General features: G+C 72.3%; 30 protein-coding genes. 13 read left to right on the top strand and 17 right to left on the bottom strand.

Annotated elements, in window-relative coordinates:
- Positions 1–44 precede the first annotated feature (44 nt).
- Positions 45–605, bottom strand: a complete 561-nt coding sequence (locus ACWCWD_RS11990) for a TetR/AcrR family transcriptional regulator (protein ID WP_450772208.1) — start codon at positions 603–605, stop codon at positions 45–47.
- Between the two features lie 130 nt (positions 606–735).
- On the opposite strand from ACWCWD_RS11990, the gene ACWCWD_RS11985 reads away from it, so the two are divergent.
- Positions 736–1,428: an SDR family oxidoreductase gene (locus ACWCWD_RS11985; RefSeq protein WP_450772207.1), complete on the top strand. Its 693-nt coding sequence runs from the start codon at positions 736–738 to the stop codon at positions 1,426–1,428.
- 27 nt (positions 1,429–1,455) lie between these two features.
- Here the strand turns inward: ACWCWD_RS11985 and ACWCWD_RS11980 are convergent, their stop codons facing one another.
- The gene (locus ACWCWD_RS11980) at positions 1,456–2,688 is read right to left on the bottom strand and encodes an aminotransferase-like domain-containing protein (protein WP_450772206.1); all 1,233 of its coding nucleotides are present in this window, start codon (positions 2,686–2,688) and stop codon (positions 1,456–1,458) included.
- A gap of 276 nt (positions 2,689–2,964) precedes the next feature.
- Here ACWCWD_RS11980 and ACWCWD_RS11975 point away from each other — a divergent pair, with 276 nt between their 5' ends.
- A complete protein-coding gene (locus ACWCWD_RS11975; RefSeq protein WP_450772205.1) occupies positions 2,965–3,849 on the top strand; it encodes a carbon-nitrogen hydrolase family protein in 885 nt (294 codons plus the stop codon).
- A gap of 9 nt (positions 3,850–3,858) precedes the next feature.
- Here the strand turns inward: ACWCWD_RS11975 and ACWCWD_RS11970 are convergent, their stop codons facing one another.
- Positions 3,859–5,370 (bottom strand): MFS transporter, encoded by a 1,512-nt coding sequence (locus ACWCWD_RS11970; RefSeq protein WP_450772204.1) that lies wholly within the window; start codon positions 5,368–5,370, stop codon positions 3,859–3,861.
- 101 nt (positions 5,371–5,471) lie between these two features.
- Here ACWCWD_RS11970 and ACWCWD_RS11965 point away from each other — a divergent pair, with 101 nt between their 5' ends.
- Both ACWCWD_RS11965 and ACWCWD_RS11960 read left to right on the top strand, forming a co-directional pair.
- Positions 5,472–6,365 carry a helix-turn-helix transcriptional regulator gene (locus ACWCWD_RS11965; RefSeq protein WP_450772203.1) on the top strand — a complete coding sequence of 298 codons (894 nt, stop codon included), beginning with the start codon at positions 5,472–5,474 and terminating at the stop codon, positions 6,363–6,365.
- A gap of 200 nt (positions 6,366–6,565) precedes the next feature.
- Positions 6,566–7,201 (top strand): LysE/ArgO family amino acid transporter, encoded by a 636-nt coding sequence (locus ACWCWD_RS11960; protein ID WP_450772201.1) that lies wholly within the window; start codon positions 6,566–6,568, stop codon positions 7,199–7,201.
- A gap of 26 nt (positions 7,202–7,227) precedes the next feature.
- On the opposite strand, the gene ACWCWD_RS11955 is transcribed toward ACWCWD_RS11960, so the two are convergent.
- The gene (locus tag ACWCWD_RS11955) at positions 7,228–7,629 is read right to left on the bottom strand and encodes a MerR family transcriptional regulator (protein ID WP_450772199.1); all 402 of its coding nucleotides are present in this window, start codon (positions 7,627–7,629) and stop codon (positions 7,228–7,230) included.
- Between the two features lie 60 nt (positions 7,630–7,689).
- Between ACWCWD_RS11955 and ACWCWD_RS11950 the strand changes: the two genes are divergently transcribed.
- On the top strand, positions 7,690–8,814 hold the full coding sequence (locus ACWCWD_RS11950; protein WP_450772198.1) for an alkene reductase: 1,125 nt from the start codon (positions 7,690–7,692) through the stop codon (positions 8,812–8,814).
- A gap of 135 nt (positions 8,815–8,949) precedes the next feature.
- On the opposite strand, the gene ACWCWD_RS11945 is transcribed toward ACWCWD_RS11950, so the two are convergent.
- The gene (locus tag ACWCWD_RS11945; protein ID WP_450772197.1) at positions 8,950–9,549 is read right to left on the bottom strand and encodes a nuclear transport factor 2 family protein; all 600 of its coding nucleotides are present in this window, start codon (positions 9,547–9,549) and stop codon (positions 8,950–8,952) included.
- 92 nt (positions 9,550–9,641) lie between these two features.
- Here ACWCWD_RS11945 and ACWCWD_RS11940 point away from each other — a divergent pair, with 92 nt between their 5' ends.
- The gene (locus tag ACWCWD_RS11940; protein ID WP_450772196.1) at positions 9,642–10,523 is read left to right on the top strand and encodes a LysR family transcriptional regulator; all 882 of its coding nucleotides are present in this window, start codon (positions 9,642–9,644) and stop codon (positions 10,521–10,523) included.
- Between the two features lie 95 nt (positions 10,524–10,618).
- The gene (locus tag ACWCWD_RS11935) at positions 10,619–11,362 is read left to right on the top strand and encodes a hypothetical protein (RefSeq protein WP_450772195.1); all 744 of its coding nucleotides are present in this window, start codon (positions 10,619–10,621) and stop codon (positions 11,360–11,362) included.
- Here ACWCWD_RS11935 and ACWCWD_RS11930 read toward each other — a convergent pair.
- From ACWCWD_RS11930 to ACWCWD_RS11915, 4 genes are all read right to left on the bottom strand, one after another.
- Positions 11,356–11,871 carry a DinB family protein gene (locus tag ACWCWD_RS11930; protein ID WP_450772193.1) on the bottom strand — a complete coding sequence of 172 codons (516 nt, stop codon included), beginning with the start codon at positions 11,869–11,871 and terminating at the stop codon, positions 11,356–11,358. The genes ACWCWD_RS11935 and ACWCWD_RS11930 overlap by 7 nt on opposite strands.
- Before the next feature lie 214 nt (positions 11,872–12,085).
- A complete protein-coding gene (locus ACWCWD_RS11925; protein ID WP_450772192.1) occupies positions 12,086–12,283 on the bottom strand; it encodes a DUF397 domain-containing protein in 198 nt (65 codons plus the stop codon).
- Positions 12,280–12,486, bottom strand: a complete 207-nt coding sequence (locus ACWCWD_RS11920) for a DUF397 domain-containing protein (protein ID WP_450772191.1) — start codon at positions 12,484–12,486, stop codon at positions 12,280–12,282. Before ACWCWD_RS11920 ends, ACWCWD_RS11925 begins: the two co-directional genes overlap by 4 nt.
- Positions 12,483–13,307, bottom strand: coding sequence for a helix-turn-helix domain-containing protein (locus tag ACWCWD_RS11915; protein WP_450772352.1), 825 nt, complete (start codon positions 13,305–13,307; stop codon positions 12,483–12,485). Before ACWCWD_RS11915 ends, ACWCWD_RS11920 begins: the two co-directional genes overlap by 4 nt.
- Positions 13,308–13,459: 152 nt before the next feature.
- Between ACWCWD_RS11915 and ACWCWD_RS11910 the strand changes: the two genes are divergently transcribed.
- From ACWCWD_RS11910 to ACWCWD_RS11900, 3 genes are all read left to right on the top strand, one after another.
- On the top strand, positions 13,460–13,882 hold the full coding sequence (locus ACWCWD_RS11910) for a hypothetical protein (RefSeq protein WP_450772190.1): 423 nt from the start codon (positions 13,460–13,462) through the stop codon (positions 13,880–13,882).
- A gap of 146 nt (positions 13,883–14,028) precedes the next feature.
- Positions 14,029–15,144 carry an ADP-ribosylglycohydrolase family protein gene (locus ACWCWD_RS11905; protein ID WP_450772189.1) on the top strand — a complete coding sequence of 372 codons (1,116 nt, stop codon included), beginning with the start codon at positions 14,029–14,031 and terminating at the stop codon, positions 15,142–15,144.
- Between the two features lie 191 nt (positions 15,145–15,335).
- Complete coding sequence (locus ACWCWD_RS11900; protein ID WP_450772187.1) at positions 15,336–15,626, top strand: DUF1330 domain-containing protein; 291 nt, start codon at positions 15,336–15,338, stop codon at positions 15,624–15,626.
- Between the two features lie 44 nt (positions 15,627–15,670).
- Here the strand turns inward: ACWCWD_RS11900 and ACWCWD_RS11895 are convergent, their stop codons facing one another.
- From ACWCWD_RS11895 to ACWCWD_RS11870, 6 genes are all read right to left on the bottom strand, one after another.
- Positions 15,671–16,822, bottom strand: coding sequence for an adenylate/guanylate cyclase domain-containing protein (locus tag ACWCWD_RS11895; protein ID WP_450772185.1), 1,152 nt, complete (start codon positions 16,820–16,822; stop codon positions 15,671–15,673).
- Entirely contained in the window at positions 16,819–17,268 is a 450-nt protein-coding gene (locus ACWCWD_RS11890; RefSeq protein WP_450772183.1) for a universal stress protein, read from the bottom strand. The genes ACWCWD_RS11895 and ACWCWD_RS11890 overlap by 4 nt, the downstream gene beginning before the upstream one ends.
- A 166-nt stretch (positions 17,269–17,434) precedes the next feature.
- Complete coding sequence (gene map / locus ACWCWD_RS11885; protein ID WP_450772182.1) at positions 17,435–18,217, bottom strand: type I methionyl aminopeptidase; 783 nt, start codon at positions 18,215–18,217, stop codon at positions 17,435–17,437.
- 151 nt (positions 18,218–18,368) lie between these two features.
- The gene (locus tag ACWCWD_RS11880; RefSeq protein WP_450772180.1) at positions 18,369–18,842 is read right to left on the bottom strand and encodes a hypothetical protein; all 474 of its coding nucleotides are present in this window, start codon (positions 18,840–18,842) and stop codon (positions 18,369–18,371) included.
- A 170-nt stretch (positions 18,843–19,012) separates the two neighbouring features.
- Positions 19,013–19,327: a DUF2316 family protein gene (locus tag ACWCWD_RS11875; protein ID WP_450772178.1), complete on the bottom strand. Its 315-nt coding sequence runs from the start codon at positions 19,325–19,327 to the stop codon at positions 19,013–19,015.
- 43 nt (positions 19,328–19,370) lie between these two features.
- The gene (locus ACWCWD_RS11870) at positions 19,371–20,303 is read right to left on the bottom strand and encodes an aldo/keto reductase (RefSeq protein ID WP_450772177.1); all 933 of its coding nucleotides are present in this window, start codon (positions 20,301–20,303) and stop codon (positions 19,371–19,373) included.
- A gap of 88 nt (positions 20,304–20,391) precedes the next feature.
- On the opposite strand from ACWCWD_RS11870, the gene ACWCWD_RS11865 reads away from it, so the two are divergent.
- Together ACWCWD_RS11865 and ACWCWD_RS11860 are read left to right on the top strand one after the other, a co-directional pair.
- Positions 20,392–21,000, top strand: a complete 609-nt coding sequence (locus ACWCWD_RS11865; protein WP_450772176.1) for a TetR/AcrR family transcriptional regulator — start codon at positions 20,392–20,394, stop codon at positions 20,998–21,000.
- Positions 21,001–21,219: 219 nt separating this feature from the next.
- Positions 21,220–21,960, top strand: coding sequence for an alpha/beta hydrolase (locus ACWCWD_RS11860; protein ID WP_450772174.1), 741 nt, complete (start codon positions 21,220–21,222; stop codon positions 21,958–21,960).
- Positions 21,961–22,081: 121 nt separating this feature from the next.
- Here ACWCWD_RS11860 and ACWCWD_RS11855 read toward each other — a convergent pair whose 3' ends face one another.
- Complete coding sequence (locus ACWCWD_RS11855) at positions 22,082–22,798, bottom strand: TetR/AcrR family transcriptional regulator (protein WP_450772172.1); 717 nt, start codon at positions 22,796–22,798, stop codon at positions 22,082–22,084.
- Positions 22,799–22,951: 153 nt separating this feature from the next.
- Between ACWCWD_RS11855 and ACWCWD_RS11850 the strand changes: the two genes are divergently transcribed.
- Positions 22,952–24,088: an FAD-dependent oxidoreductase gene (locus ACWCWD_RS11850; protein WP_450772171.1), complete on the top strand. Its 1,137-nt coding sequence runs from the start codon at positions 22,952–22,954 to the stop codon at positions 24,086–24,088.
- A gap of 86 nt (positions 24,089–24,174) precedes the next feature.
- Here ACWCWD_RS11850 and ACWCWD_RS11845 read toward each other — a convergent pair whose 3' ends face one another.
- Positions 24,175–25,740 carry a sodium:solute symporter family protein gene (locus ACWCWD_RS11845; protein ID WP_450772169.1) on the bottom strand — a complete coding sequence of 522 codons (1,566 nt, stop codon included), beginning with the start codon at positions 25,738–25,740 and terminating at the stop codon, positions 24,175–24,177.
- Between the last annotated feature and the right edge of the window lie 278 nt (positions 25,741–26,018).

The following is a 26,018-nucleotide window of genomic DNA, read 5'->3' as shown; positions in this document are numbered from 1 at the left end:
GCGAAGGGTCGCGCCTCCGGTCAGCCGCTCTCTCAGCCGTTCTCTCAGCCGCTCTCCGTCAGGGCCGCGTGCGCGGCGGCGAGGATCTCCTCGGAGAGCGGGGATCCCTTGGTGGCCCGTGACAGGACCAGTGCGCCGAACAGGGTGCAGAGGCGGGCGATGCCGTCCTGGTCGTCGGTGGCGAGGAACTCGGCGAATCCGGCCACCCCCTCGGTGTAGACGCGCCGGGCCTCGGGCCCGCCGCCGTCCCGCGCGACGTCGGTGGCGAGCCCGGCGACGGGGCAGCCGCCCGCCGGGTCGTCGCGGTGTTCGACGGAGAGATAGGTGTCGATCAACGCCCGCTGGGTGGCGTCGCGCTGCCCCTCGTGCTGCCTGAGCCCGGCGGCGTGGTGCCCGGCGAGGTGGTTGAAGGCGTGGGCGGTGGCCTCGTCGACGAGTGCCTCCTTGGAGGCGAACTGCTTGTAGAACGCGCCGTGGGTCAGGCCGGCCGCCTTCATCAGGTCGGCGACGCTGACGTGGGTGCCCTGCTCCCGGAAGAGCCGGGAGGCGGTGTCCACCACCCGGCTGCGGTTCTCCTCCGCCTGTGCCTGCGACACGCGGCCCATGGCTGCCTCCCTTTTTGGACGTCTTCTTTGGATGTCGACTGGCATCTATCGTAGGACGATGTTTAGATTATGGTCATAATCTAATGGAGCGGGCGGCCCGACGGCGCCCGCGAGGGCCGGGAGCAGACACATGGAACTCAAGAACGCGGTCGCGGTCGTCACCGGCGCCAACCGGGGTCTCGGACGGCACCTGGCCGCCCAGCTCGTCGAGCGCGGCGCGAAGGTGTACGCGGCGGCCCGGCGCCCCGAGCTGATCGACCTGCCCGGAGTCACCCCTCTGCGGCTCGACGTCACCGACCACGCGTCGGTCGAGGAGGCCGCCCGCATCGCGTCCGACGCGACGCTGCTGATCAACAACGCGGGCGTCCTCACCGGCGCGGCGCTGGTCGGCGGCGACCTGGACGAGGTGCGCCGGGAGATGGAGACCAACTTCTTCGGCCCGCTCGCCACGACCCGTGCCTTCGCCCCGGTCATCGAGGGGAACGGCGGCGGCGCCGTGCTGAACGTCCTGTCCGTCCTGTCCTGGCTGCACCCGGGCGGCGTCGGCTCCTACGCCGCTTCCAAGGCCGCCGCCTGGGCGCTGACCGGCGCGACCCGCGACGAGCTGGCGCCGCGCGGCATCGCCGTTTCGGCACTGCACGTCGGCTACATGGACACCGACATGGCCGTGGCCGTCCCCGCCGACCGGAAGACCGCCGCCGCCGATGTCGCGGCCCAGGCCCTGCACGGCATCGAGACGGGCCTGCCCGAGATCATCGCCGACGCGGTGACCCGGCAGGTCAAGCAGAACCTGTCTGCCGCGCCGCAGCCGGGCGCCGTCTGAGGCGAGCTGCCGCCCGCCTCACACCGTTCAGGCGTGCGCGACAGGCTGTGATCCCGGTGCTGGTGCCCCCGCCGCGCCCAGCGCCTTGCCCAGCCGCAGCAGCCCCTCGGTGATCTCCTCGGGGGTGTGGGTGGTGAAGGACATCCGCAGGGCGGCCGGGTCGGGGGCCCCGGCGTAGAAGGGGGCGCCGGGCACGTACGCCACCTCGTGGGCGATCGCCTTCGGCAGCAGGGCGGTCGCGTCGTGGCCGTCGGGCAGCCGGACCCAGACGAACATCCCGCCGTCCGGCCGGTTCCAGGTGCTGCCCGGCGGGAGGGCGGCGGGCAGGCCGTCGAGCAGGGCGTTCCGGCGCTCGCCGTACGCGGCGCGGACCCGGCCCACGTGGGCGTCGAGGTCGGAGACCTCCAGGTAGCGGGCGGCGGCCGCCTGGTCCACGGCGGAACAGTGCAGGTCGGCGGCCTGCTTGACGATCACGCAGGCCCGGCGTAGCGCGGCGGGCGCTCGGAGATGACCGATGCGCATGCCGGGGGACATCACCTTGGAGAAGGTGCCGAGCAGGACCGTGCGGTCGGCGGCGGCGTCCAGCGAGGCGATCCACGGCACGCGCTCGCCCTCGTAGCGCAGTTCACCGTACGGGTCGTCCTCGACGATCCACAGGCCGAGCCGCTGCGCGACCTCGGCGACGGCCTGACGGCGGGCGAGCGGGAGGGTGCGTCCGGTCGGGTTCTGGAAGGTGGGGATGGTGTAGAGCAGCTTGGGCCGTTCCCGCTCGACGAGTTCGGCGAGCGCCACCGGGTCGATGCCCTCGTCGTCGCACGGCACCGGCAGGACCCGCGCCCCCGCGAAGCCGAAGCACTGCAACGCCGCGAGATACGTGGGGTCTTCGACGAGGACGGTGTCGCCGGGCTCCAACAGTGCCGTGGTGAGCAGGGTCAGCGCCTGCTGCGAACCGGTGGTCACCAGCAGGTCCTCCGCCCCGGTCGGCAGCCCCCGCGCGGAGTACCGGGCGGCGACGGCCGCCCGCAGCCCCGGATCGCCCTCGGTCATCGAGTACTGGAGGACCCGCCCCGCGTCCTCGGCCAGCACATGGTCGTAGGCGGCCCGGATCTCCCCGGCGTCGAAGAGCTCGGGCGCCGGAAGCCCGCCCGCGAACGAGATCACCTCCGGCCGCGCGGTCAGCGCCAGGATCTCGCGTACGGGCGAGGCATCGACCGAGGCGGCGCGGGCGGCGAGGGCGGGGGTGGCGGCTCGGGTCGTCATGGGGGCAGCCTACGAACAACTGCGGTGTCCCTGAAAGGCTTTGTGCAGCGGTTCCCGAGCAGTGGGACGGGTGGAGTCGGCTGTGTCGGACGGGGCGAGGACCTGCGGGTCCTCCTGCGGTGGCGTCGCGCCCCCGGGCCCGGCCGGTGCCGCCGGTGCGGCCGGGCGCCCGGTGGTCCACGTCGGTTCGGTCGCGCGGCCCTCCGCCCGTCACACGCCCCACCCGCCTCCAGTGACCCACCCACCTCCAGAACCCCGCCGGTATCCTGGGCTCCCGTGACCGCACGCACCGCACCCACCGCCCCGCCCGTTACGTACCCGATCCCGTCGAGCCCGCTCCGGGTGGCCGCCGCGCAGGCGCAGGCCGTGGCCGGGGACGTGGAGGCCAACACGGCCACCGCCGCCGCCCTGGTCCGGGAGGCCGCCGGGGCCGGGGCGCGGGTGGTCGTACTCCCGGAGAAGTTCCTCAGCGGGTACGAGCCCGACCTCGTCCGCGCCGAACCGCTGCGCTGCGCCGTGCAGCCCGGCGACCCGCGTCTCGCGCCGCTCGCCGACGCCTGCCGGGAGACCGGCACGGTCGCCGTGGTGGGCGCCGCGTTCCACGAGGCGGGGGAGCTGTACGTCTCCGCGCTGGTCATCGGGGCGGACGGCGCGCTGGTCACCCGTTACGACAAGCAGTACCTCTTCAAGACCGAGCGCGAGGTCTACCGGCCGGGCGCCGCCGGGTGCACCCTCGACGTCGACGGCTGGCGGCTCGGTCTCGGCATCTGCTACGACTCCGGGTTCCCCGAGCACGCCCGCGCGGCCGCCCTGGACGGCTGCCACGCGTACCTCGTCGGCGCCCTGTTCAGTGTCGGCAACGGCCACCACGAGTCCCGTACGTGGTTCCCCGCCCGCGCTCTCGACAACACCGTCTACACGGTCCTGGCCAACCACATCGGTACCACCGGCGGCTGGAACACCTGCGGCGGCAGTGGGGTGTGGGGCCCGGACGGGCGGCTGCTGACCGAGGCCGGACCGGACCGGCGCGAGGTGGTCACCGCCGACCTCGACCCGGCCGCCCTGACCGCCGCCCGCGAGGCGGAGGGGATGCTGGGCGACCTGCACCGGGTCGTGGCGGCGGAGCGGGCGCAGTACGCGCTGGGCGGTGGGCGGCCGTAGCACTCCCGCTCAGACCGTCGTAACCGTCGTCCCGGGCGTCCCGGCCCGGGCGATACGGGTGGCGAAGTAGGCGAAGGCCAGCGCCAGAGCGGCCTGTACGGTCACGGCGGCGGCGAAACCGCGGGGCAGCCCGGCGGCGGCTGAACCGTCCGCCGTCGCGTCGGCCACGGCGTGGAAGAGGCCGCCCAGGAGCGCCACGCCCAGGCCGAGGCCGAGCTGCTGCAGGGTGGTGAAGAGCCCGCCGGCGACACCCGCCGCCCAGGTCGGGGTGCGGGAGAGGACCGTGCGCAGGACCGGCCCGTACATCAGGGCCTGGGTGACACCGAGCGCGATCAGCAGCGGCTGCAGGGCCCACGGGGCCCCGCCGTGGGTGCCGCTCACGGTGACGGCGAGGGCCACGAGTACCGCCGCCTGCCCGATGGCCGCGCCGGTCATCGTCCAGCGTCCGGTACGGCGTTCCACGGCCGGCAGGGCGAGGGCGGTGACGATGAACCCCGCGCCGAACCCGAGGAGCAGGACGACGGTGCCCCAGGCGTCCACGCCGAACGCGCCCTGGGCGAGCGCCGAGAACTCGTACAGGAAAGCGCCGTAGCCGGTGAAGAACAGCAGCGACATGATCAGGCCCTGTCGTACGGCCGGGGTGCGCAGCACGCTCGGCGGTACGACGGGCAGTTCACCGCGGCGTTCGGCGGCGCGCTGCGAGCGGGCGAAGGCGGTGAGCACCGCACCGCCCGCGGCCAGCATCGCGAGCACCGGCGCCGGACCGCCCGCGGAGGTGCCGAGGGTCAGGGGCACCACGACGAGGAGCAGGCCGGTGCCGAGGAGCGCGGCTCCGCGCAGGTCGAGGGTGAGCGGTGCCGTCGAGCGCGACTCGGGCACGGTGCGCAGGGCGAGCAGGGCGGCCGCGCCGATCGCTCCGGTGAGTATCTGCACGAGCCGCCAGCCCCAGTGGTCGCCGGCGGCCTGGGACACGGCTCCCGCGAGGAGCTGCCCGGCCATGGTCGCGATGCCGCCGACGGCGGCGAAGAGCGTGACGCCCAGCGCCCGCAGCTTCGCGGGGGCGGTGGACTGGATGGTGGAGAGGACCTGCGGGGTGAACAGCCCGGCGGCCACGCCCAGCACGGCGCGCAGCACGACGAGGGTGACCAGGTTCGGCGCGAGGGCGGCGAGCACGGAGGCCACGCCGAAGGCGCCGACCCCGGCCGCGAGCAGCCGGCGCCGTCCGCACCGGTCGCCCAAGCGCCCCGCGACGACGAGGGTCGCGGCGAACGCCGTGGTGTACGCGGACAGTACGAGCTGTCCGCCCGACGCGGTCACACCGAGGTCTCCGGTGATCGCGGGTTCCAGCAGGTTGACCGAGCCGAACGTCATGTTCACGGGCAGGAAGGCGACGAGCAGGGCGGCGAGCCCGGCGCCGGTGAGGGCACGCGTGGGGGTGGGCGTTACGGCGTGCGGGGCAGGGGCGGGGACGGCCGGTGGAGTGTGCGGGGCGGCGACGGACGGTGCGGTCGTGAGGGTCATGACCAGACTGTGCGCCTCGCGCCATCCTGGTACCAGGAGCCTGTTTATAGGGGTACCACTACTACCTGGATCCACCGGCCCCGAGGCCCGACACTGGGGTGGTGACCTCTTCGACGCCCGACCGCAACGCCCTCGGCGCCTTCCTGCGCGCCCGCCGCGCCCGTGTCACCCCCGGTGACGTGGGCCTGCCCGCGGGCGGCCGGCGCCGCACGCCCGGTCTGCGGCGCGAGGAGGTCGCGCAGCTCGCCGGGGTCGGGGTCACCTGGTACACGTGGCTCGAACAGGGGAGGGCCAGGAACGCCTCCGACCAGGTACTGGACGCGGTGGCGCGCGTCCTGCGCCTGGACGCCGCCGAGCACCAGCATCTGATGGTGCTCGCGGGCCGGGGTGCGGCCACCGAGCCGGGGCCGCCGATGGACCTGCGCCCCGAACACACCGCGGTCATCGCCAAGTTGCTGCCGTACCCGGCCGCCGTGCAGACCGACTGCTACGACCTGGTCGCGGCCAACCGCACCTACCGCTACCTCTTCGCCGACCTCGACGCGTACCCGGTCGAGGAACGCAACTGCGCGTGGCTGATGTTCACCGAGCCGAGCTGGCGCAACAGCCTGGTCGACGAGGACACCGTCCTCCGCGACATGACCGCGAGGCTCCGCGCCCGCCAGCCGGAACACCGCGACGACCCCCGATGGAACGCGCTGATCACCCGGCTGCGCCAGGAGTCCCCGGACTTCGTGCGGCACTGGGAGTCGTACGAAGTCGGCGCCGAACGGACCCAGTTGCGCCACTACCGCTCTCCGCGCGTCGGCGCCCTCGACGTCCAGTTCCAGAGCCTGTGGCTGGACCGGGCGCGGGGCGAGCGGATCATCGTCATGACCCCCGACGACGCCGCCACCGCCCAGCGCCTGGAACGCCTCGACTCGCTGGTCGGCGCCGCACCGGCGTGGACCTCCCTCGGTGACGGCGCCTCCGAGGGTTCGGCCACCGGGGCCTGAGCGCGGGCTGCCGCACTCCGCGGACGTCGGGCCGCTTTCGAAAACGGGTTGCCCGGGTGGCGGGCGCCCTCCGAGAATCCGCCCATGACCATGACCATGACCCCCTCCGCGCTGCCGCTGTCGCTGTCCTCCCCCACCTTCGCGAGCCGGGGTCTCCAGCAGCGGACCGGCGGTCCGGGAAGGCCGACTCCGCACCGCGCGTGAGCGCGGCGCTGGTCGCGGGGCTGCTGGCCGGTTACGGCATCGCCGTACCGGTCGGGGCGGTCGCGACCTACCTGGTGGCGCTCACCGCGCGGACCTCGCTACGGGTGGGAGCCGGTGCCGCGCTCGGCGTCGCGACCGCCGACGGCCTGTACGCGCTGGTCGCCATGGCCGGGGGCTCCGCCCTCGCCCCGCTCGTCGAACCCGTCGCGCCGCCCCTGCGGTGGGCGTCGGCCGTGGTCCTCGTGGTGATGGCCGGCCGGGGCGCGGTGACGGCCCTACGCCGGCACCGCGCGCGGGAGACCCCGGGCGGCGGGTCCGGCCGGAGGCCGGTGGGCCCGCTGCGGGCGTACCTCGGGCTCCTGGGGCTCACGCTGATGAACCCGGTCACCGTCCTGTACTTCGCCGCCCTGGTGCTCGCGGGGCAGGGGGCCGCCGCGCCGGGTCCGGGGGAGCGGGCCGTGTTCGTCCTGGCGGCCTTCGTGGCCTCCGCGTCCTGGCAGTTGCTGCTGGTCGGCGGCGGGGCGCTGCTGGGGCGCGTACTGACGGGCCCGCGCGGGAGGCTGGCGACGGCGCTGCTCTCCAGCGCTGTGATCACCGGACTCGCGGTCCACCTGGTACTCACCCCTCCCTGACGGAAGGCCCTACGCGACGGTGCCCCCTACGCGACGGCGTCCCCGGCGGTAGGTGAGGCACCCGGCGGCGACTGCTCCTTCGCCGTGGCGATCACCTCGTCCAACACCTCGCGGGAGCGCAGCAGTTCGGCGATCTTCCGGTCGATCCGGTCGCGTTCCGCGCCGAGGTCGCCGACCAGCCGGGGCGTGGCGACGGCGGACGGCCCGCCGTCCGAGTCCCGTACGCAGGGCAGGAGTTCGTAGATCTTCGAGCTGCAGAGGCCCGCCGCGTAGAACTCCTGGATGCGGATGACCCGGTCGACCGCGCCTTCCGGGTACTCGCGGTGCCCGCCGGGTGTACGGTCCGAGGCCAGCAGGCCCTGCTGCTCGTAGTAGCGCAGGGAACGCTCGCTCACGCCCGTACGGCGGGCCAGTTCACCGATCCGCATGACGCTCCAGCTCCTTCGCGACTTGAACCTGACACCGGTGTCAATTCTTACCCTCCCGGCATGACGAACGCACCCGTGTCCACCTCTTCGAAGGTGTCGGTCTTCGACCCCGCCGACCTCGGCCCGCTGAGCCTCCCGAACCGTCTCGTGATGGCCCCGCTGACCCGTAACCGCGCCACCGCCGACGGCGTCCCCACCCCGCTCATGGCCACCTACTACGCCCAGCGCGCCACGGCCGGCCTGATCATCGCCGAGGCGTCCACCCCGAACGCGGTCGGCCAGACGTACCCGAACATCACCGCCATCCACCGCCCCGATCACGTCGCCGGATGGCGCCTGGTCACCGACGCGGTACGCGCGGCGGGCGGGCAGATGTTCCTCCAGCTCCAGCACGGCGGACGCGTCGGCCACCCCGACACCAGCGGCCTGACCCCGCTCGCCCCCTCGCCGGTGGCGCTCCCCGAGACGCTGCACACGCCCACGGGGAAGCAACAGGCCCCCGTTCCACGCGAGATGAGCCTCCAGGACATCGAGGACCACGTCGCCGACTTCGCCTCCGCCGCCCGTCGCGCGATCGAGGCGGGCTTCGAGGGGGTCGAAGTGCACAGCGCCAACGGGCATTTGCTGCACCAGTTCCTGTCGCGGAACACCAACCGCCGCACCGACGCCTACGGAGGCCCGGTCGGCAACCGCGTCCGGTTCGTCGCCGAGGTGGTCCGGGCCGTCGCCGAGGAGATCGGCCCCGACCGGGTCGGGCTGCGGGTCTCGCCCGGCAACACGGTCAACAGCATCGAGGAGGGCGACACCGAGGAGATCTACCCCGCCCTCGTCGCCGCCCTGGCGGGCAGCCGCATCGCCTACCTGCACATCGGGTACGCGGACCCGGACCAGCCCGTCTTCCAGCGCATCCGCGAGGACTGGCCCGGCACCCTGATCGCCAACCCGGTGCTCCCGCAGGACCGTCTCCCCGAGGACGGCGGCCTCGCCGCGAGCGAGCGCCTCCTCGCCGCAGGCGCGGACCTCATCGCCCTCGGCCGCCCGTTCCTCGCCAACCCGGACCTGGTCCACCGTCTGCGTACGGGAGCGCCGGTGAACCAGGTGCGGGACGCGTACATGATGTACGTCGGCGGGGCGACGGGTTACACGGACTACCCGGCGCTGGCGGAGCAGCCGGGCGTCGAGTGAGCCGGACGCGGGGTGATGGTCCCGGCCTCCGGCCTCCGCCTGCTGCTCTCCGCCCTCCGCCCTCCGCCCTCTGCCTCCGCCCTCCGTCCGGAGGCAGAGGTGGCAGTGTGCCCACGGGCCTCGTGGGCCGCGTCGTCACCCCCGCTGCGGAGCACCGCCGCCCAGCCAGGCGAAGGCGGATTCCTTGATGTCGCGCTCCAGGTCGCTGCCCTTGGTCGCGAAGATCCGGCTCACCGGAAATCCGCTGGCTTCCAGCAGGTAGGCGAGGGCCGCGTACTCCCTCGGGTACCGGGCGACCGCCTGAGCGTCGATGTCGACGATCCCGGCGGGGAAGGTGAAGTTCCCGAAGTCGTAGACGCTCTTGCGGTCGCTGATGCGCCAGATCCCGTCCCGCTTCTCCAGGCGGTCGATGAACCGGTTGTGACCGTTGCAGCCGAGCCGGAGGTCGACGTTCTCGCCGATGATGACGGCGTTGGTCTCGCTGACGGCGCGGTCGCCCTCGGCGGAGAAGGTCACCGAGGGCGCGGTGATCAGGTGCTTGGTGCGGAAGGCGGAGGCACCCATGCGGGCGGAGGCGTCCACGAACTCGTACGCCGGCCCCTCGAACCAGGTGATCTCGATCCGTCCGTCGGGGTGGAAGAGCCCCTTGAGGAGGTCCCACTCGCCCAGGTCGCGGTGGATCCACCCGGTCATGAGGTCGGCGATGTCCTGTCGGTCCTGAGATGTCACGTTCATGCGTCCAGTTTTCGCCGCGACGGGCGATAGGTCCAACCGAAAGATACGATCGATCGAGTGGTGAGAACGATGGACGGGACGGGAGGCCGGCGGTGGAGCTGCGGCACCTGCGCTACTTCGTCGCCGTTGCCGACGAGCGCCACTTCGGCCGGGCCGCCGACCTGCTGCACATCACCCAGTCCACCCTCAGCGCCCAGGTGCAGGCCCTGGAACGCGAGGTGGGCGGACGCCTGTTCAGCCGGACGAGCCGCCGGGTCGAGCTGACCGAGGCCGGTGAGCAGCTGCTGCCCGAGGCCCGCCGCGCCCTCGCGCAGGCGGACCGGGCCCTCCAGGCCGCCCGGTGGTCGGTGCGCGGCGAGACGGGGGCGGTACGGATCGGCTTCTCCGGCGTCGCGGCCCTGCAGGGCGTCCTCTCCGAGGACGTGCGCGGCTTCCGCCGGGCGCGCCCCCGCGTCGGCCTCACCCTGACCGAGCTTCCGCCCGCCGCCCAGGTCCAGGCGGTACGCGACGGCGCGCTCGACATCGGCTACTGCCCCGACCTCGGTCTCGCCGACACCGACGGCCTGCGCGTCGTCCGGCGAGCCCTCACCCCGATGTCGGTCGCCGTGCGCTCCGACCACGAACTGGCGTCCCTCGCCTCGGTGACCACCGTCGACGTGAGGTCCCACGACCTCATCGTCTTCGCAAGCCGGGAGGAGGACGAGACCGTCCTCTCCCGGCTCTGGCCCGGCCCCGTGGAGGACCGCTCCGGAGTACGCCTGGTCGCCAGCACCCTCGGCGTCCTCGCCCTCGCGGCAGCGGGTGAGGGCGTGGCCCTCGTCCCCACGGCCACGGAGCGCATCACCCTGCCGGGTCTCACCTACCGCCCCCTGCGGGGAGCGCCACCGGGGCCGGACCTGCTGGTACTCGGCCGGCACGACGAGACGTCGGGAGCGGTCCGCACCTACCTCGACTCCGTGCCCTCCGCGCTGTGACCTGGGACAGCCTGGCACTATGTCGCGCGAGGTACTCCGACGACCGAGCAGCGGGCGGTGCCCGCCGACTTTCTGAGCGAGGAACGGTGCAGGACGTGGACATAGCTGTGGATGTGGACGTACCGGCGTTCGAACTCCCTCTTGTCAAGGCGGTGTTCAGGGGCGTCACCCCGCTGAACGTCTCCCGGTCGGCGGCTCGGGCCGCCGCGTCGGTGGTGCGGACCGTGCTGACGGGGCTCATCGACGGGGCGCTGCGAGCGGCGGCGGAGGAGTCCCGGAAGAAGCTGCTTCCCCAGGATCTCGTGACCGCCGTCGACCGGGACGTCGAGCTGGAGGTGGGAACCGACTGGTACCGCCACAGTCCTGCGTTCAAGGGGCTGACCGGGGTCGTGTACGACGCCGAGGGCGCCGTCGTGGAGGCGCCCGGGCGCGGCAGCTCACCCAAGCCGAGTTCTGTGGCGGGCGCCCACAGGTTCGAGGCCGGGATCAGAAAGCTGCTGCGCGAGCGGGGTGCGAGGGCCGTCCCCGCGATGGTCCGCGAACTGGACGGGGTCGCAAGCGTGTTCCTGACGGACCTCGCCCGGGACGCGGCCATGGTCGTCCGGGAGGGCGGGATCAAACGGTTCGGCACGGTCACTCTGTTGATGCCGGGCGAACTGTCCGACCCGCTCCCGGCGCCCGAGCCCGACCCCGCTTCTCTGGCCCTTTCCACCCGCACGGGAGACGGCCGGACCATCGGGAGGGACGACGTCCTGGCCGCCACCATGATCCAGTTGTTCGGCGGAGTGAGGCAGCGTGCCGTCGCTGCGGCACGGGAAGCGACGGAGACGGCTCAGTAGTAGCCCTTGGTGCCGTCCAGCAGCTCCCGGACGATGTCCGCGTGCCCCGCGTGGCGCCCGGTCTCCTCGACCAGGTGGATCAGCATCCAGCGAAGGTTGGCGCCGGCGGAGTAGAAGCCGGAGTGCCGGCCGATGTCGTCCAGGGAGGCCGCGGCGACGATCTCGTTGCTGCGCGCGCACTGGGCCTCGTACTCCGCGAGGAGCTCCGCCAGGGTGCGGCCGTCGGTCAGCCAGTTGGCGTCTTCGGCCGACTCGTCGAACGACGGGTTCTGCTTCTCGTCCCCGCCCAGGAACAGAACCTCCAGCCAGGTGTGCTCGGTCCAGCGCATGTGGGAGAGGAGACCGGCCATCGTCATGAGCGGTGAAGTCGGGACGACGGAACGGTGCGCGTCCTCCTCGCAGATCCCCTCGCACTTCCAGCGCAGGATCTGCCGCTGGAGGTCCAACCAGCCGATCAGTGCGGTTCGTTCGTCCGCCTGGAGTGGGGGTCGCTTCAGTTCCGGTGTCATAGCGGCGCACGCTACCGGGGCGGCTGGGAAGCGCAATCGGATTTACGGCTCGCGGGGTGCGCGCCCGGCGATGGCCCGAGCGGTCGGCCCCGGTCCGTGGAGCCCCCCAAGCCCCCGGGGGAAGCCTCGGCCCCGAGCCAGTCCGTGGCCCGGGGCAGCAGGCGGAGCGGCGGGCGCCGGGCCATCGCCATGTCCCGCGCCTGCGCCCGGTGGCTCAGCGCTGGGCGGCGAAAGCGACGAACTCGGCCCAGGCGGTGGCGGTGACGAGGAGGGCGGGTCCGGTGGGGTTCTTGCTGTCGCGGACGGGGACGAGGCCGGGGAAGTCGCGGGCGACTTCGAGGCAGTTGTTGTCACCGCCATCGCTGTAACTCGACTTGCGCCAGGTGGCGTGGCCCAGGTCGGGTGCGTTCATCGCTTCGTCCTCCGCACGTCCTGGATGAAGGCACTCCACGCGGGTGCGCTGATGAGAAGGGCCGGTCCGGTCGGGTTCTTGCTGTCGCGGACGGGGACGAAGCCGGGGAAGTCGTCGGCGACTTCCAAGCAGTTGGTGTCGCCGCCGTCGCTGAAGGTTGACTTGCGCCACGCGGCGATGGAGAGGTCAAGCGTGCGGTTCATGATTGATGCTCCTCCAAAACGCCCCGGATGAATACCAGCGACTCCGCTGGTGACAGGGCCAGATCGCGGACACGATCGTAGGACAGTCGGTAGCTGGTCACCTTGTCCGGCTCGTCGATCAACTCGCCGATGCCGTTGCCCTCCACATAGGCAACGGAGCTGCCATCCGGGTCCCAGAGAATGGAGAGGTGGCTGGCCATGAGCCCGTGCACACCCGCTGAGAACGGCAACACCTGGAGAACAACGTCTGGGAGACTGCAGGCCGCGATGAGATGCTGCAATTGGGACTCCCAGGACTTCGCGTTCACCGTTGGTCGGCGTAGCGCCACCTCGTCCAGGATCAGCCGCACGTGGGGGGCCGGGTCGCGGCGAAGGATCTCCTGACGGCTCATGCGGGCTGCCACCTGCTCTTCGACCAGCTCGATGTTGCCGTTCGACGTCTGGGACGCAGACAACACCTCCCGGGCGTAGTCCTCTGTCTGGAAGAGCCCAGGGATCGCAAGTTGAAACTTCCACATGATGCGAGCCCGGCTCTCCAGCCGCATGAACTCCTTGTACTTGTCCTTGAAGACTTCCCGCCGCGCCACCACCCACAACCCTTTGAGTAGCTCCCCGCTTCCGTAGTACCGGTCGAGGTCCTCCATCACCTCAAGTTTCGAGAGCCGTTGGCCGACCTCCAGCCGGTACAGGTAGCTCTTGTCGTAGCGGGTCTCCGAGGCGAGCTGGGCCAGCGACTTGCCGGCGTTCTCGCGCAGGAAGCGCAGCGTCCGTCCGAGCGCGGCACGTCCAGATTCTTCGTCCACGTCGGCCGGTTCGGTCATGGTGGGCCTCCCGTTGTCCTGTGTGCGGGCAATCGTGTGCGGCTTCCGAGCGTAGGTCTCGGCGGTGATCATCGAGTCACGAACAGTGAGCATCACCCGATGGAAGTCACTGCGAAGTCACCCGAAGTCACCGCGTCTGTGAGGCACATGTCATGACCGATTCCCAGTTCCGTCTGCTGCCCTGGAACTCGCCCGAGGGCAGGCGCTGTTACCTCAGCACCGACGACCCCGAGAGCCGGCTGTCGCGGCTGGCCGACGAGGTGGAGGCCGATCTCGTCGCGTGCGGGGAGGACGTGCTCGACGGGGCGCGGGAGGTGCTGGCCGATCCGGTGGCCGGGGAGGCGGCGGTGCGGTTCGCGCTCAAGGCGACCGCCGATTCGTTGCGGGACGTGCTGCGGGTGGCGGAGTGCCGGGAGGGGCGGCCGCCGTTCGCCTGGATCGTCGGCGGGGTGAGTCCGGGGCCCCGGCGGGACGGATCCCGGTGGGACGCATCCCGGCGGCCGGAGGCGGAGGGGCCTGCGGAGGGTCCCGGGGAGGGTGGGGCGGAAGAGCCTGGCGAGCACCCCGCCGGCTGACCCGTCCGTCCGGGAAAACCCTGATGAATGCCGTTCAAAAGTGATCTCCAGAGCTACTCCGTACATACCGTTCCGGCCCTGAATCAGTCGTTCCCGTTCTATTACAGTGCTGGCGGAGCCGTACCGACGGTAGGGGGACTGGCCGGATGACCATCGGGACCACAGCTGTCTGGGGCCGTGTGGAGCAGCAGGACTTCCGCAGCCGGGTACGGGGGGCACTGCTGGGTGCGGCGCTCGGGGACGCCCTCGGGGCGGGGGTCACTCCGCTGACTCTGGAGGAGATCCGGGAGGCGCACGGGGTGGGCGGGGTCGCCGACTTCGTGCCGGTGGACGGGCGGCGGGGCGGGGTCACGTCGGTCACGCAGCTGACCCTGTTCACCGTGGACGGGCTGATCCGGGCGCAGGTGCGGCGCGATACGGGCGCCTGGCATCCGCCGACGGATGTGTACCGGGCGCATCTGCGGTGGGCGGCGACGCAGCGCGACTGGGGGCCGGACGAGCGGCGCGAGGGGGACGGCTGGCTCGCGCGCGAGGAGTGGCTGTACGCCCGCCGCGCTCCCGCACGGGCCTGCCTGCACGGCTTCGGCGACACCACGATGGGCACCCTGGAACGGCCGAAGAACCCGAAGGCGCGGGATTCCGCCGCGCTGACCCGGTCCGCGCCGTTCGGGTTGCTCGCGGGGTGGGAGCCGCAGCTGGTGTGCCAGCTCGCCGTGGAGTGCGCGGCGCAGAGCCACGGGCACTCGACCGCCCAACTGGCCGCCGGTGCCTTCGCGGTGGTGGTGCACGGGCTGGCCCGGCGGGACACCCTGGACGGTTCGGTGCAGCGGGCGCTGGCGCTGCTCGCGGAACGCCCGGGCCACGAGCCCGTCACCGAGGCGTTGCGCAGGTCCCTCGGAGCCGTACGGCAGGGAATTCCCGGGCCCGCGCTGATCGAGTCGCTGGGCTCGGAGGACTCGGCGGAGGAGGTGCTCGCGGCGGGGCTGTACTGCGCGCTCGTCGGCGAGGACGTACGCCACGGGCTCCGGCTGGCCGTGAACCACGGCGGGCCGTCCTCGCCCACGGCGGCGGTCTGCGGGGCGCTGCTGGGCGCGCTGCACGGGGAGACGGCCCTGCCGCCGTCCTGGCTCGCCGAGATCGAGGGCCGGGCCACCCTCCTCGAACTCGCCGACGACTTCGCGATGGAGATGACGCAGGGCCCGGCCCTGCACAACGCGACTGCTGCCGCCCCGGGTTGGATCGCCCGCTACCCGAGGGAGTGACGTGAACCGGTCCGTCCCGCGGCGGACGCCGTGGGCGTTTACGCGCTGTGGACGGGGGCGCCGTGGGCGGCGGACCGGACCGCCGCCCCGCGCCGCTTCGCGCTCGGTGAGCGCACGTTCAGGCCAACAGGGCTGTTCGGAAGCCCTATTGGAGTGGATCTCGGAGTCGGCGACTGCGTAGGGTCGGCCGCATGACCGCTTACGTGATCGCAGACGTGCAGTTGACCGGTGACCCCGACGAGCTGGCCGATTACCGTTCGCAGGTGGTCGCGACCCTTGCGCCCCACGGTGGCCGCTATCTGGCCCGGGGCGGTGAGATGGATGTCGTCGAGGGCGACTGGACCCCCGGGCAGATCGTTCTCGTGGAGTTCCCGGACCTGGCCTCCGCGCGAGCCTGGAACGACTCGGCGGAGTACCGGGCGATCGCACCGCTCCGCATCCGGAACACGGACAGCAGAAGGCTGATCGTCGAGGGCCTCTGACTCCGGGGGCCGGGCCTTCCGCGCGCCCGGCCGGTCGGGTCCGGTCAGTCGCCCCGGGGCCGCCCGTGGGCCCGCCCCGGCCGCAGCAGCACCGGCCGCAGCCTGCTGTAGCCGCGTACCGATACGGGCCGCAGCGAGCGGAGTTCGTACGCGGGCATCCCCGAAAGCTCACCGGCCAGCTCGGTGTTGACGAGTACGGTGTCGGGCCGGGCGACCGCGGTGAGGCGGGCGGCGATGTTCACGGCCGCCCCGTAGACGTCGCCGAAGCGGCTGAGTACGGCTCCGTGGGCGAGCCCGGTCCGCACCTGCGGGAGCCGGGCCTCCGCCCCGGCGCGGGCGGTGAGCTCCAGGGCGATGTCGGCGGCCTCGGACGCCGACTCGCAGACGAAGAGCACCTCGTCGCCGATGGTCTTCACGACCCGTCCCCGGCCCTCGGCGACCACGTCGCCGGTGAGGCCCTCGAACAGGTCGAGTACGCGGACGAGTTCGGCGTTGCCGAGGCCCCGGGTCATCCGGGTGTAGCCGACCATGTCGGTGAAGCCCACCGCCCGGTCGCGGACGTCGGCGCCCTCGTGGTCCGGTAGCGGTTCGTCCTGCCCCGGTCCTGCGGGCGCGGCCCGCGTCGCCTCCTGCGCCTCCTGCGCCTCGGCGAGGACGCGTTCCGCGTACGCCGCGAGGTGCCGGCGCCACACGTGCTGCTGCAACTGCTCCATCTCCGGCAGCAGTGCGGCGGCGTGCGCCATCAACTTCGCGCCGTCGAGCGTGAATTCCGACTCGCGGTTGATCCAGGACCAGAGGGTGTGCACCTCCCACTCGGCCAGCCGGGACAGGTGGTGGCCCAGGGCGCGGGCCATCATGATCTCGCTCTCCTCGGTGATGAGCCCGGCCGCGATGAGCCGTTCCCCCGCGCGGAGCGCCTCGACGTCGGCGTCGGTGAAGACCCTCGCGTCCTCCTCGACCATCGGGAAGCCGAGCGCGCGCCAGATCTGCGCGGTCCGCCCGGCTCCCACCCCGGACCGCTCGGCCATCTCCTGCCGCGTCCAGACGCGGCCGCCGCCGAGCAGCACCTCCTCGATGGCGGGGGCGAGTTCGGCGACTCCGAAGAGCCCGGGCGCCCCGCCCGCCGGGCTGTCGGTGCTTGGCGGATCGGGCGCTTCGGGTGCTTCGGCGCTCCCGGTCCTCTCGGCCGCGTTCATGTGGTGTGCACGATCAGGACGTCCAGTGGCGCCTTGCGGGCGATGTCGGCCGGTACGGAGCCGAGGATGCGTCCGGCGAGCGAGCGCAGCCCCCGGTTGCCGACGACGAGGAGATCGGCCGAGGTCTCCCGTGCCAGCCGGGTGAGCGCGGCGACCGGCTCGTCCTCCACCGCGACCGTCCGCACCTTCTCCGCACCCTGCGCCCGAGCCCGGTCCCTCGCGATCCGCAGGGTGGACTCGGCGGGCGCGGAGCCCACCACCTGGTACGCCTCCGCACCCAACTGGTCTTGCGCAGAGACGAGTTCGTGCCCACGCATCGGGGCGTACGCGCAGGCCACGACGAGTTCGGCCTCGCTGTCGGCGGCCAGCCGGGCCGCCCTCTCGACCGCCGCGAACGACGACTCCGAACCGTCCGTACCGACCATGACCGTGCGGTAGGTGCCCACGCCAAACCCCTTACTCCGCAGTAAACTTACTGAAAAGTAAGGTAGGGCGGAGCGGTTCGCCGGGCAAGGGGTGGGGCGCGCAGGGAACGCGTGACGTGCCGCACGTGCCGCACGTGCCGCTCGGCCGGCCTCGCCGCCGGGGCCGGGCCGCCGGGTCCGCGCCCTCCTACGGTCGCGCCTGCGTGGGCAGGGTGAGGATTTCGGCACCGTCGTCGGTGATGGCGATGGTGTGCTCGGTGTGCGCGGTCCGGCAGCCTGTCGCGCTGCGCAGCGTCCAGCCGTCGGCGTCGGTGACGAGGGTGGCGGTGTCGGCCATGATCCAGGGCTCCAGGGCGAGCAGCAGTCCGGGGCGCAGCTTGTATCCGCGGCCGGGCCGTCCGGTGTTCGCGACGTGGGGGTCCTGGTGCATGGTCGAGCCGATGCCGTGGCCTCCGAACTCGGTGTTGACCGGGTAGCCGGCCTCGCTGAGGACGGTGCCGATGGCGTGGGAGAGGTCGCCGACGCGCGCCCCGGGCCTGGCGGCGGCGATCCCGGCGGCGAGTGCGCGTTCGGTCGTCGCGATCATCGCGACGCTCTCCGCCGGCCTGGCCCTGCCCACCAGGAAGCTGATCGCGGCGTCCGCGGCGACCCCGCCCTTGCTCACGGCGAGGTCGAGGGTGAGCAGATCCCCGTCCGCCAGCGTGTAGTTGCGGGGCCGCCCGTGGAGCACCGCGTCGTTGACGGCCGTGCAGATGTAGTGCCCGAACGGGCCGCGTCCGAAGGAGGGCGCGTAGTCGACGTAGCAGGACTGCGCCCCCGCCTCGGTGATCATTTCCTTGGTCCACTGGTCGATGTCCAGCAGGTTCGTACCGACCGTGCTGCGCTGCTTCAGCGCGTGCAGGATGTTTCCGACCAGGGCGCCGGATTCCCTCGCCCGCTCGATCCGCGCGGAGTTCAGGATTTCGATCATGGGGGACCTCTCACATGCGTCCAATAACTATACCGGTCTAACTGTACCGGTATAAGAATGGGTCGCGGTCGGGGCCAGGGTCGGACGCATGGTCGGGGTCGTGGTTGTGGTCGGGGTCATGGTCGTGGTCGTGGTCGGGGTCGTGGTCGGTTCAGGCGGGGTGGGCGTAGTTCTTCGGGCCGGAGTACACCCATGAGGCGGACTTCCACGTCCCCAGTCGGAGACGCAGACCGCTGCGCGGTGCGAGCGTGCCGGAGAGCGCGATGTCGTGGTACCGCGAGCGGCCGTTGGAGCATTCGGTCTCCGGGGAGTTCTTCCATCCCTCACCGGTCCCGCCGTACTGGAGCCGGGTCGTGAACCGGGTGGTGGTGTGACAGTGGGCCTGGAGCCGGCCCTTGAGTGTGTAGGTGCGGTTTCCGGCGCCGCTCCAGGACAGCCGGCCGGTGAAGCTCAGGACCGCGGAGACGTCGCCCCGCTGGACCCGGAACGCGACCGGCTGGTCGGCGCGGGCGGCCCGGGGGCGAGGGGCGGCCGTGGCCGTCGCGGAGGTGTTCGCCGCCGCGGGGACGAGCAGCGCGGCAGCGGTCACGGCGGCGGTCACGGCGGCGGTACGGGCAGGGTGCACGGGAGGGGCCTCTCGGAGATCGCGAACAGGTCGGGATCTTCCTACCGGCCCACCCCGCCACCGCTCGCGGTTGAACCGTTCGCCCTTCACCCGGATGGATGTCGCATCACCCGAGCGGGGTGGTGCCGCGCTCGGCCCGGAGCCCGGCGGCCCGGCGGCCCGGCGGCCCGTCACCGGGAGGTGAAATCGTGGCGCGGTGCCTGCGGCAGCGTGAACCAGGCGCGGGCCAGGAGACGGGCGCGGTCCGTCAGTACGGTGAAGGGGACGGGGCGCCCGCCGGTGTCCCGTACGGCCTGGTCCAGGTAGTCGCGCAGTTGCCAGACCTCCGCCGGGCCGGCCCCTCCGGCGACGTCGAGCATCCGCCGCACCTGGTCCGGCGTGACGCCCAGATCTGCGGCGACCTCTTCGGCGGTGAGGCCGGACAGGGCCAGGTTGGCCCTCAACTCCTCGCTCGTACGGCGGCGTTCGGTTTCGTCGAGAGACATGGTTCGATCTCTTTCCTCAGGCGGGCGCGAGGGGGGTGGTCCGTTACCGGACGATGTCCCCCGAACGCGTCGGGACCGCGTCCAGCGCGGCGAGGGTCGGAGCGTCGAGCGTGATCGCCCCGGCGGCCACGTTCGCCGCCAGGTGCCCGGCGTCGGCCGTGCCGGGGATGAGCAGCACGTTCGGGGCGTGGTGCAGCAGCCAGGCCAGGCCGACCTGGGCCGGGGTGCGGTCCAGCGACTCGGCCGCCGCCAGGACGGCGGGCTCGTCGGTCACCTTCGGCATGCCGGGGAACGCGCTGCCGAGCGGGAAGTACGGCACCCACGCGATGTCCTCGGCCTCGCAGAGCCGGAGCATCTCCTCGTCGTCGCGGGCGACCAGGCTGTACGCGTTCTGCACGCAGGCCAGGCCCACCGGGAGCGCGCGGCGCAGCTCGGCCATTCCGACGTGGCTGATGCCGATCGCTTCGATCTTGCCCTCGTCGCGCAGCGCGGTCATGGTGGCGAGCTGGTCGTCGATGTCGACGATCTGCTCGCCCTCGGCGATCAGCCCGGGGCCGCGTTCCGCCCGGCGCAGATTGACCAGCGGAATCCGGTCGAGGCCGAGGCTCTTCAGGTTGTCCTCGACCGAGGCCCGTAGCTCCTCGGGCCGCTGCGCGAGGCGCAGCGGGTGCGGGCCGCCGGAGTGGGGCGTGGCGCCGACCTTGCTGACGACGAGGACCCCGTCCTCGGGCCGGAGGGCCTCGCGGATCACGTCGTTGGCGAAGCCGTCCCCGTAGAACTGGGCGGTGTCGATGTGGTCGACGCCGAGCTCGACCGCCCGGCGCACGAGGGCGAGGGCGGCGGCGCGGTCGTCCCGGAGGCGGGGGAGCTGCATGGCGCCGAAGCCGACGCGGGAGACGGTACGGGCGCCGATCCGGCCCGCTCCTCCCGCTCGGAGGGCGCCGGTGGCCGTGGTGGTGGTGTCCGAGGGCAGCATGAGGTATCCCGATTCTCGTGAGAGGATGGGTAAACGGAGGAACCTCCGTTATCTCGACCGTAGCACTACCGGAGGGTCCTCCGCTTTGATGACGCATGAAGCACCGGACGCACGGCCCCCCGCTTCCGGGGGCGCCCGCCCCGCCCGTGCCGACGCGCGGCGCAACCGCGAGAAGCTGGTCGACGCCGCCCGCTCGGCGTTCGCGGCGGCCGACGACACCTTCCCGCTGGAGGGCGTCGCCCGCGCGGCCGGTGTCGGCATCGGCACCCTCTACCGGCACTTCCCCACCCGCGAGGCGCTGGTGGAGGCCGTCTTCGCGGCCGAACTCGACGCCGTCGCCGACAGCGCCCCCGAACTGCTCGACGCGTTCCCGCCCGAGGTCGCACTGCGCGCCTGGATGGACCGCTACGCCGCGTTCGTCGCGGCCAAGCAGGGGATGCTCGGCACCCTCCGCGCGGGCTGGGCCTCCGGCAGCATCGCCACCCCGGCCACCCGAGAACGCCTGACCGCCGCGATCGCGGACCTCCTCGCGGCCGGAGTGCGCGCGGGCACCCTCCGCGCCGACGTCGAGCCCGGTGACGTCACCACCATGGTCTTCGGCGTCTTCCACCCCGTGGCCGACGACGGCACCCCCGACCGGACCGGCCGGGTCCTCGACCTCGTCATGGACGCGCTCCGCACGCGCGACGGCGGCTGACGGGGGTTGACGGGGACGGCCGCCACGGGCCCGGTGCCGAGGCGGGGATTCCCCCTCCCCCCGGGCCCGTCGGCTTGTTATCCTCTCGGAGGCCGTGCGAGAGACCGAGGAGGTGGTACCCGTGAACGTATCGACGTGGGTGCTCTCCTCAGGAGTCACGGTCGGGCGATAGGTCGTCGTCCGGGAGCACCGTTCTGTGCTCTCCCGAAAGGCACGACCATGCACTTCACTTCCGAACAGCTCCTCGACGACGGTGTCGTCGAGCGCGAGTTCACCCTCGGCGAGATCCCCGGCATTCTGTGGACGCCCGCATCCGCGTCCGCGTCCGCACCGGTGCCGCCGATCCTGCTCAGCCCCCCTCCCATCGGGCTCGGCAGGGCGTACCCCCGGCTGGTGGGCCGCGCCAGGAGCGCTGCCGCACAGGGCTTCGCCACGGCCACCATCGAACTCCCCGGATACGGCGACCGGCCCCGCCTGCCCGGTGCCGAGCAGGCCGCCGCCGACCTGCGGCGGGCCCTGGCGGCCGGCGAGCCGGTCACCGACGAGATCATCGACGCCCTCGTCCTCCCCCTGGTCGAGAGGGCGGTCCCGGAGTGGCGGGCCGTCCTGGACGCCCTGCTGGAACTGCCCGGGATCGGCGGCCCGGTCGGGTACTCGGGGGGAGTGATCTCCATCGGCACAAGGCTGGCCGTGGTCGAACCGCGCATCTCGGCCGCCGTACTGTTCGCCGGGAGTTATGTCCCCCGCGTCATGTACGACGAGGCCCGCAAGGTCACCATTCCGCTGCACGTCCTGCTGCAGTGGGACGACGAAGGCAACGACCGGCAGGCGTCCCTGGACCTGTTCGACGCCTACGGCTCCGAGGAGAAGACGCTCCACGCCAACCTGGGCGGGCACCGGGGCGTCCCGCAGTTCGCGGGCGAGGAGGCGGAGAGGTTCTTCGCCCGGCACCTGCGCTGAAGGCAGGGCCGAGGCCGTGCTGAGACCGTGCTGAGGCCGTGCTGAACGACCGCCCCGATCGCGACGGTACCGGCCTCGACCGGCACCGGCCGGTCGGGGCGGCACCGGCCCGCGTAGGGGCTCAGGCGGCCGTGCCGCCCGACGGCGGCAGCGACGCGATGCCCGCGAGCATGAGGTCGACCCCGGCGAGGAACTGCTCGCGGTCGTCGTGGCCCCGCATCTGGTCCGCGACGGCCCGGGTGAACGGGTAGTCGTCGGGGTCGAGGCGCTCCCAGGCCGTGGACGCGGCGTCGAGGAAATCGGCGCGGTTCGTGTCCGGTCCGAACGCGCGGGCGCTCTCGGTGTTCGTGGCGTTCTGTCCGGCGGCACCCAGGATGTAGTGCAGCAGCGCCGAAGTCGCCGTGAACCAGGCGCCCTCGGGCGCCCCCAGCGCGTGGATCTGCCGGCCGAGGCTCTCGAAGAGCCGAGGTACCACCGTCCCCCACTGGCTGCGGGCGATCCGCCCCGCGAGCTGGGGTGCGAGCCAGGGGTGCGCGTCGGCGGCGTCGAACAGGCCGATCGCGACGGCACGGATCGCGTCCTCGGGTGTGCTCTGCGCTCCGGGCGCCTCCACGGCCTCGACGACGACCGCCTCGACGGAGGCTCCGAGCAGCTCGTCCTTGTTCGCCACGTGGTGGTAGATCGCCCCGGGGCCGGTCGCCAGGCGCTCGGACAGGGCCCGGAAGGTCAGCCCGCCCTCCCCGGCCGTGTCGAGCAGCTCGATGGACGCCCGGACGATGCGCTCCCGGGAGAGCGCCTCCGCGCGCCGCGGTGACCGGCGCGGCCCTGTGGTGGTCATGGAGCCATTTTGACATGACTGGAACGCTGTTCCAACATGGGTGTGGAACGGCGTTCCAAAGCATCGGCCGCGGCCGCATGCCCGGGAGGGGGCGGTACGGACCCGAGGTACCGGACCGCACCCCCGGCGCCGCGCCCCGAAGGAGGAGTCACCATGAGCAGCACCCCCAGCACCCACGTCACGATCGTGGGCGCCGGACTCGGCGGCCTCACGCTCGCCCGCGTCCTGCACGTCTACGGCATCCCGTCCACGGTCTACGAGGCCGAGGCGTCCGCGACCGCCCGCACCCAGGGCGGGCTGCTCGACATCCACGACCACAACGGCCTCCCGGCGCTCCGCGAGGCGGGTCTGGAGGAGGAGTTCCGCGCCATCGTCCTGGAGGGCCACCAGGCGACCCGCGTCCTCGGTACGGACGGAGCCGTACTCCTGGACGAGCCCGACGACGGTACGGGCGGCCGCCCCGAGGCGCTCCGCGGCGAGCTGCGCCGGATGCTGCTCGACTCGCTGCCCGCCGGGACCGTCCGGTGGGGCCACCGGGTCAGCGGCGTACGCACCCTCGCCGACGGCACCCACGAGGTCGCCTTCGCCGACGGCACCACCGTCACCACCGGCCTGCTGGTCGGCGCGGACGGCGCCTGGTCGCGGGTCCGCCCGCTGCTCTCCGGCGCCGTGCCCGCGTACTCCGGCATGTCGTACGTCGAGACCTACCTCCACGACGCCGACGTCCGCCACCCCGCCGCCGCGAAGGCGGTCGGCGCCGGGGCGATGTGCGCGCTCGTGCCCGGCAAGGGCATCCAGGCCCACCGGGAGACCAGCGGGACCCTGCACACCTACGTGGCGCTCAGCAGGCCGCAGGAGTGGTTCGCGGCCGTCGGCTTCGCCGACCCGGCCACGGCCACCGCACGGATCGCCGCGGAGTTCGACGGCTGGGCGCCGGAGCTCACCGCGCTGATCACCGACGGGGAGACCGCTCCGGTGCTGCGCCCCCTCTTCACCCTGCCCGACGAGCACCGGTGGGACCGTGTGCCGGGAGTGACCCTGCTGGGCGACGCGGCGCACCTCATGATCCCGTCCGGCGAGGGCGCCAACCTTGCCATGCTGGACGGTGCCGAGCTCGGCAGGGCCCTCGCCGCACACCCCGGCGACGTCGAGGCCGCGCTCGCCGCCTACGAGCGGGAGCTGTTCCCCCGCAGTGCGGCGGAGGCCGTCGACGCCACCGACCTCCACGAGGCGATGTACGGCGAGAACGCGCCCCACGGCCTGCTCCGCATGTTCACCGGCGAGGCGTAGCTCCCGGAACGCCAACGGGCCGGTACCGGCCCGGTGTTGAACCGGGCGGTACCGGCCCGTGCGGGTGCCCGGGCGACCGCCGGGGCTCAGTCCCGGACCGGGGCGGTGTCCGCTGCCGGGCCGCCCTGGGCGGGGAGGGAGGCGGCGGCCGAACCGTCGTCGCCGTCCTCGTTGATGCGGGCGAGCACCGCGTCGCGCTCCGGGGTGTCCTCCGGCTTCACGAACCCGATCACGATGTACAGGACCAGGGAGACCGCGAGCGGCACCGAGACCTGGTACTGGAGCGGGACTCCGCCGTCCACCGCCCAGTTGATCGGGTAGTTGACCAGCCAGAACGCCACCAGGCCCAGCGCCCAGCTGACCAGTGCCGAGGTCGGCCCGGACTTCCGGAACGTACGCAGCAGGCCCAGCATGAACGGAATGGCGATCGGACCCATCAGGCCGGCCACCCACTTGATCACGACGGTGATGATGTCCTTGAACGTGGGGGAGTTGACCTGCGTGGCGACCGCCATCGACAGCGCGAGGAAGGCGATCGTGGTCCAGCGGGCCGCGATCAGACCGACCCGCTCGTTCCAGCCGCGCGCGGACTTGGCGAAGGTCGGCACGATGTCGCGGGTGAAGACGGCGGCGATGGCGTTGGCGTCCGAGGAGCACATGGCCATCGTGTGCGAGAAGAAGCCGACGATGACCAGGCCCAACAGGCCGTGCGGCAGCAGCTGTTCGGTCATCAGGGCGTAGCTGTCCGAGGCGTCCGGCTTCTGCGCGTGGACGAGCAGCGGCGCACACCACATCGGGAAGAACAGCACCAGCGGCCAGACGAACCAGAGGATGGCCGAGAGGCGGGCCGAACGGGTCGCGGAGCGCGCCGAGTCGGTGGCCATGTACCGCTGGGCCTGGTTCCACATGCCGCCGTTGTACTCGAAGGTCTTGATGAAGAGGAACGCGAGCAGGAAGGTCACCGTGTACGGCCCGGCGGTCGGGTCGGCGTGGCCGTCGGGGAGCTTGTCCCAGACCGTCCACAGGGTGGAGAACCCGTCCAGCTTGCCCATCACCGCGATCAGCATCGCGAGCCCGGCGAAGAGCTGGATGATGAACTGCCCCAGCTCCGTGAGCGCGTCGGCCCACAGCCCGCCGACCGTGCAGTAGATGGCGGTGATGACGCCGGTGATGAGGATGCCCTGGGTGATGGTCAGCCCGGTGAACACCGACAACAGGGTGGCGATGGCAGCCCACTTGGCGCCGACGTCCACCACCTTCAGCAGCAGACCGGACCAGGCGAGTGCCTGCTGGGTCTCGACGTTGTAGCGGTTCTTCAGGTACTCCAGCGGCGACGCGACCCGCAGCCGCGAGCGCAGCCGGTTGAGCCGGGGCGCGAAGAGCTTCGCACCGATGAAGATGCCGATGGCGATCGGGAGCGACCACGTGACGAAGGAAGTGACCCCGTACGTGTAGGCGATGCCGGCGTAGCCGGTGAACATCACCGCGCTGTACCCCGACATGTGGTGCGAGATGCCGGACAGCCACCACGGCATCTTCCCGCCGGCCGTGAAGAAGTCGCCGACGGTGTCCACGCGCTTGTGCGACCAGAGTCCGATCGCGACCATCACACCGAAGTATCCGATGAGTACGGTCCAGTCGAGACTGTTCATGTACCCCTCCAGGGGTCCGCCTTGTGAACGGGAACGCTCTTCGTCAGTACGGCCGTTCAGCGGTACCCCGCGCGGGTAACGGGGACTTGGGGGATTGAACCGCTTCCGCGTGTACGCGGTCAAGGCATCGGTGTCCATGAATGTGAACACCAATCAGCAACCCGAACGATTTTGCCTGTTCTTGACCAAGCGGGGCGTTGTGCGGACGTGGCGGCGGCCACACGATGGGCGGGCACTTCGTCAGGCTGTCCGAAACATCTGATGCGCGCGACGCACGC

The sequence above is a fragment of the Streptomyces sp. NPDC001493 genome, assembly GCF_053597235.1.
The sequence above is the reverse complement of the archived record's forward strand: the minus strand, read 5'-3'. Positions and strand labels throughout refer to the sequence as shown.

Coding starts and splice junctions, on each gene's coding strand:
- ACWCWD_RS11990 (WP_450772208.1), bottom strand. CDS start 605: ATGGGCCGCGTGTCGCAGGCACAGGCGGAGGAGAACCGCAGCCGGGTG.
- ACWCWD_RS11985 (WP_450772207.1), top strand. CDS start 736: ATGGAACTCAAGAACGCGGTCGCGGTCGTCACCGGCGCCAACCGGGGT.
- ACWCWD_RS11980 (WP_450772206.1), bottom strand. CDS start 2,688: ATGACGACCCGAGCCGCCACCCCCGCCCTCGCCGCCCGCGCCGCCTCG.
- ACWCWD_RS11970 (WP_450772204.1), bottom strand. CDS start 5,370: ATGACCCTCACGACCGCACCGTCCGTCGCCGCCCCGCACACTCCACCG.
- ACWCWD_RS11955 (WP_450772199.1), bottom strand. CDS start 7,629: ATGCGGATCGGTGAACTGGCCCGCCGTACGGGCGTGAGCGAGCGTTCC.
- ACWCWD_RS11950 (WP_450772198.1), top strand. CDS start 7,690: ATGACGAACGCACCCGTGTCCACCTCTTCGAAGGTGTCGGTCTTCGAC.
- ACWCWD_RS11945 (WP_450772197.1), bottom strand. CDS start 9,549: ATGAACGTGACATCTCAGGACCGACAGGACATCGCCGACCTCATGACC.
- ACWCWD_RS11930 (WP_450772193.1), bottom strand. CDS start 11,871: ATGACACCGGAACTGAAGCGACCCCCACTCCAGGCGGACGAACGAACC.
- ACWCWD_RS11925 (WP_450772192.1), bottom strand. CDS start 12,283: ATGAACGCACCCGACCTGGGCCACGCCACCTGGCGCAAGTCGAGTTAC.
- ACWCWD_RS11920 (WP_450772191.1), bottom strand. CDS start 12,486: ATGAACCGCACGCTTGACCTCTCCATCGCCGCGTGGCGCAAGTCAACC.
- ACWCWD_RS11915 (WP_450772352.1), bottom strand. CDS start 13,307: ATGACCGAACCGGCCGACGTGGACGAAGAATCTGGACGTGCCGCGCTC.
- ACWCWD_RS11910 (WP_450772190.1), top strand. CDS start 13,460: ATGACCGATTCCCAGTTCCGTCTGCTGCCCTGGAACTCGCCCGAGGGC.
- ACWCWD_RS11905 (WP_450772189.1), top strand. CDS start 14,029: ATGACCATCGGGACCACAGCTGTCTGGGGCCGTGTGGAGCAGCAGGAC.
- ACWCWD_RS11900 (WP_450772187.1), top strand. CDS start 15,336: ATGACCGCTTACGTGATCGCAGACGTGCAGTTGACCGGTGACCCCGAC.
- ACWCWD_RS11895 (WP_450772185.1), bottom strand. CDS start 16,822: ATGAACGCGGCCGAGAGGACCGGGAGCGCCGAAGCACCCGAAGCGCCC.
- map (WP_450772182.1), bottom strand. CDS start 18,217: ATGATCGAAATCCTGAACTCCGCGCGGATCGAGCGGGCGAGGGAATCC.
- ACWCWD_RS11875 (WP_450772178.1), bottom strand. CDS start 19,327: ATGTCTCTCGACGAAACCGAACGCCGCCGTACGAGCGAGGAGTTGAGG.
- ACWCWD_RS11870 (WP_450772177.1), bottom strand. CDS start 20,303: ATGCTGCCCTCGGACACCACCACCACGGCCACCGGCGCCCTCCGAGCG.
- ACWCWD_RS11865 (WP_450772176.1), top strand. CDS start 20,392: ATGACGCATGAAGCACCGGACGCACGGCCCCCCGCTTCCGGGGGCGCC.
- ACWCWD_RS11860 (WP_450772174.1), top strand. CDS start 21,220: ATGCACTTCACTTCCGAACAGCTCCTCGACGACGGTGTCGTCGAGCGC.
- ACWCWD_RS11855 (WP_450772172.1), bottom strand. CDS start 22,798: ATGACCACCACAGGGCCGCGCCGGTCACCGCGGCGCGCGGAGGCGCTC.
- ACWCWD_RS11850 (WP_450772171.1), top strand. CDS start 22,952: ATGAGCAGCACCCCCAGCACCCACGTCACGATCGTGGGCGCCGGACTC.
- ACWCWD_RS11845 (WP_450772169.1), bottom strand. CDS start 25,740: ATGAACAGTCTCGACTGGACCGTACTCATCGGATACTTCGGTGTGATG.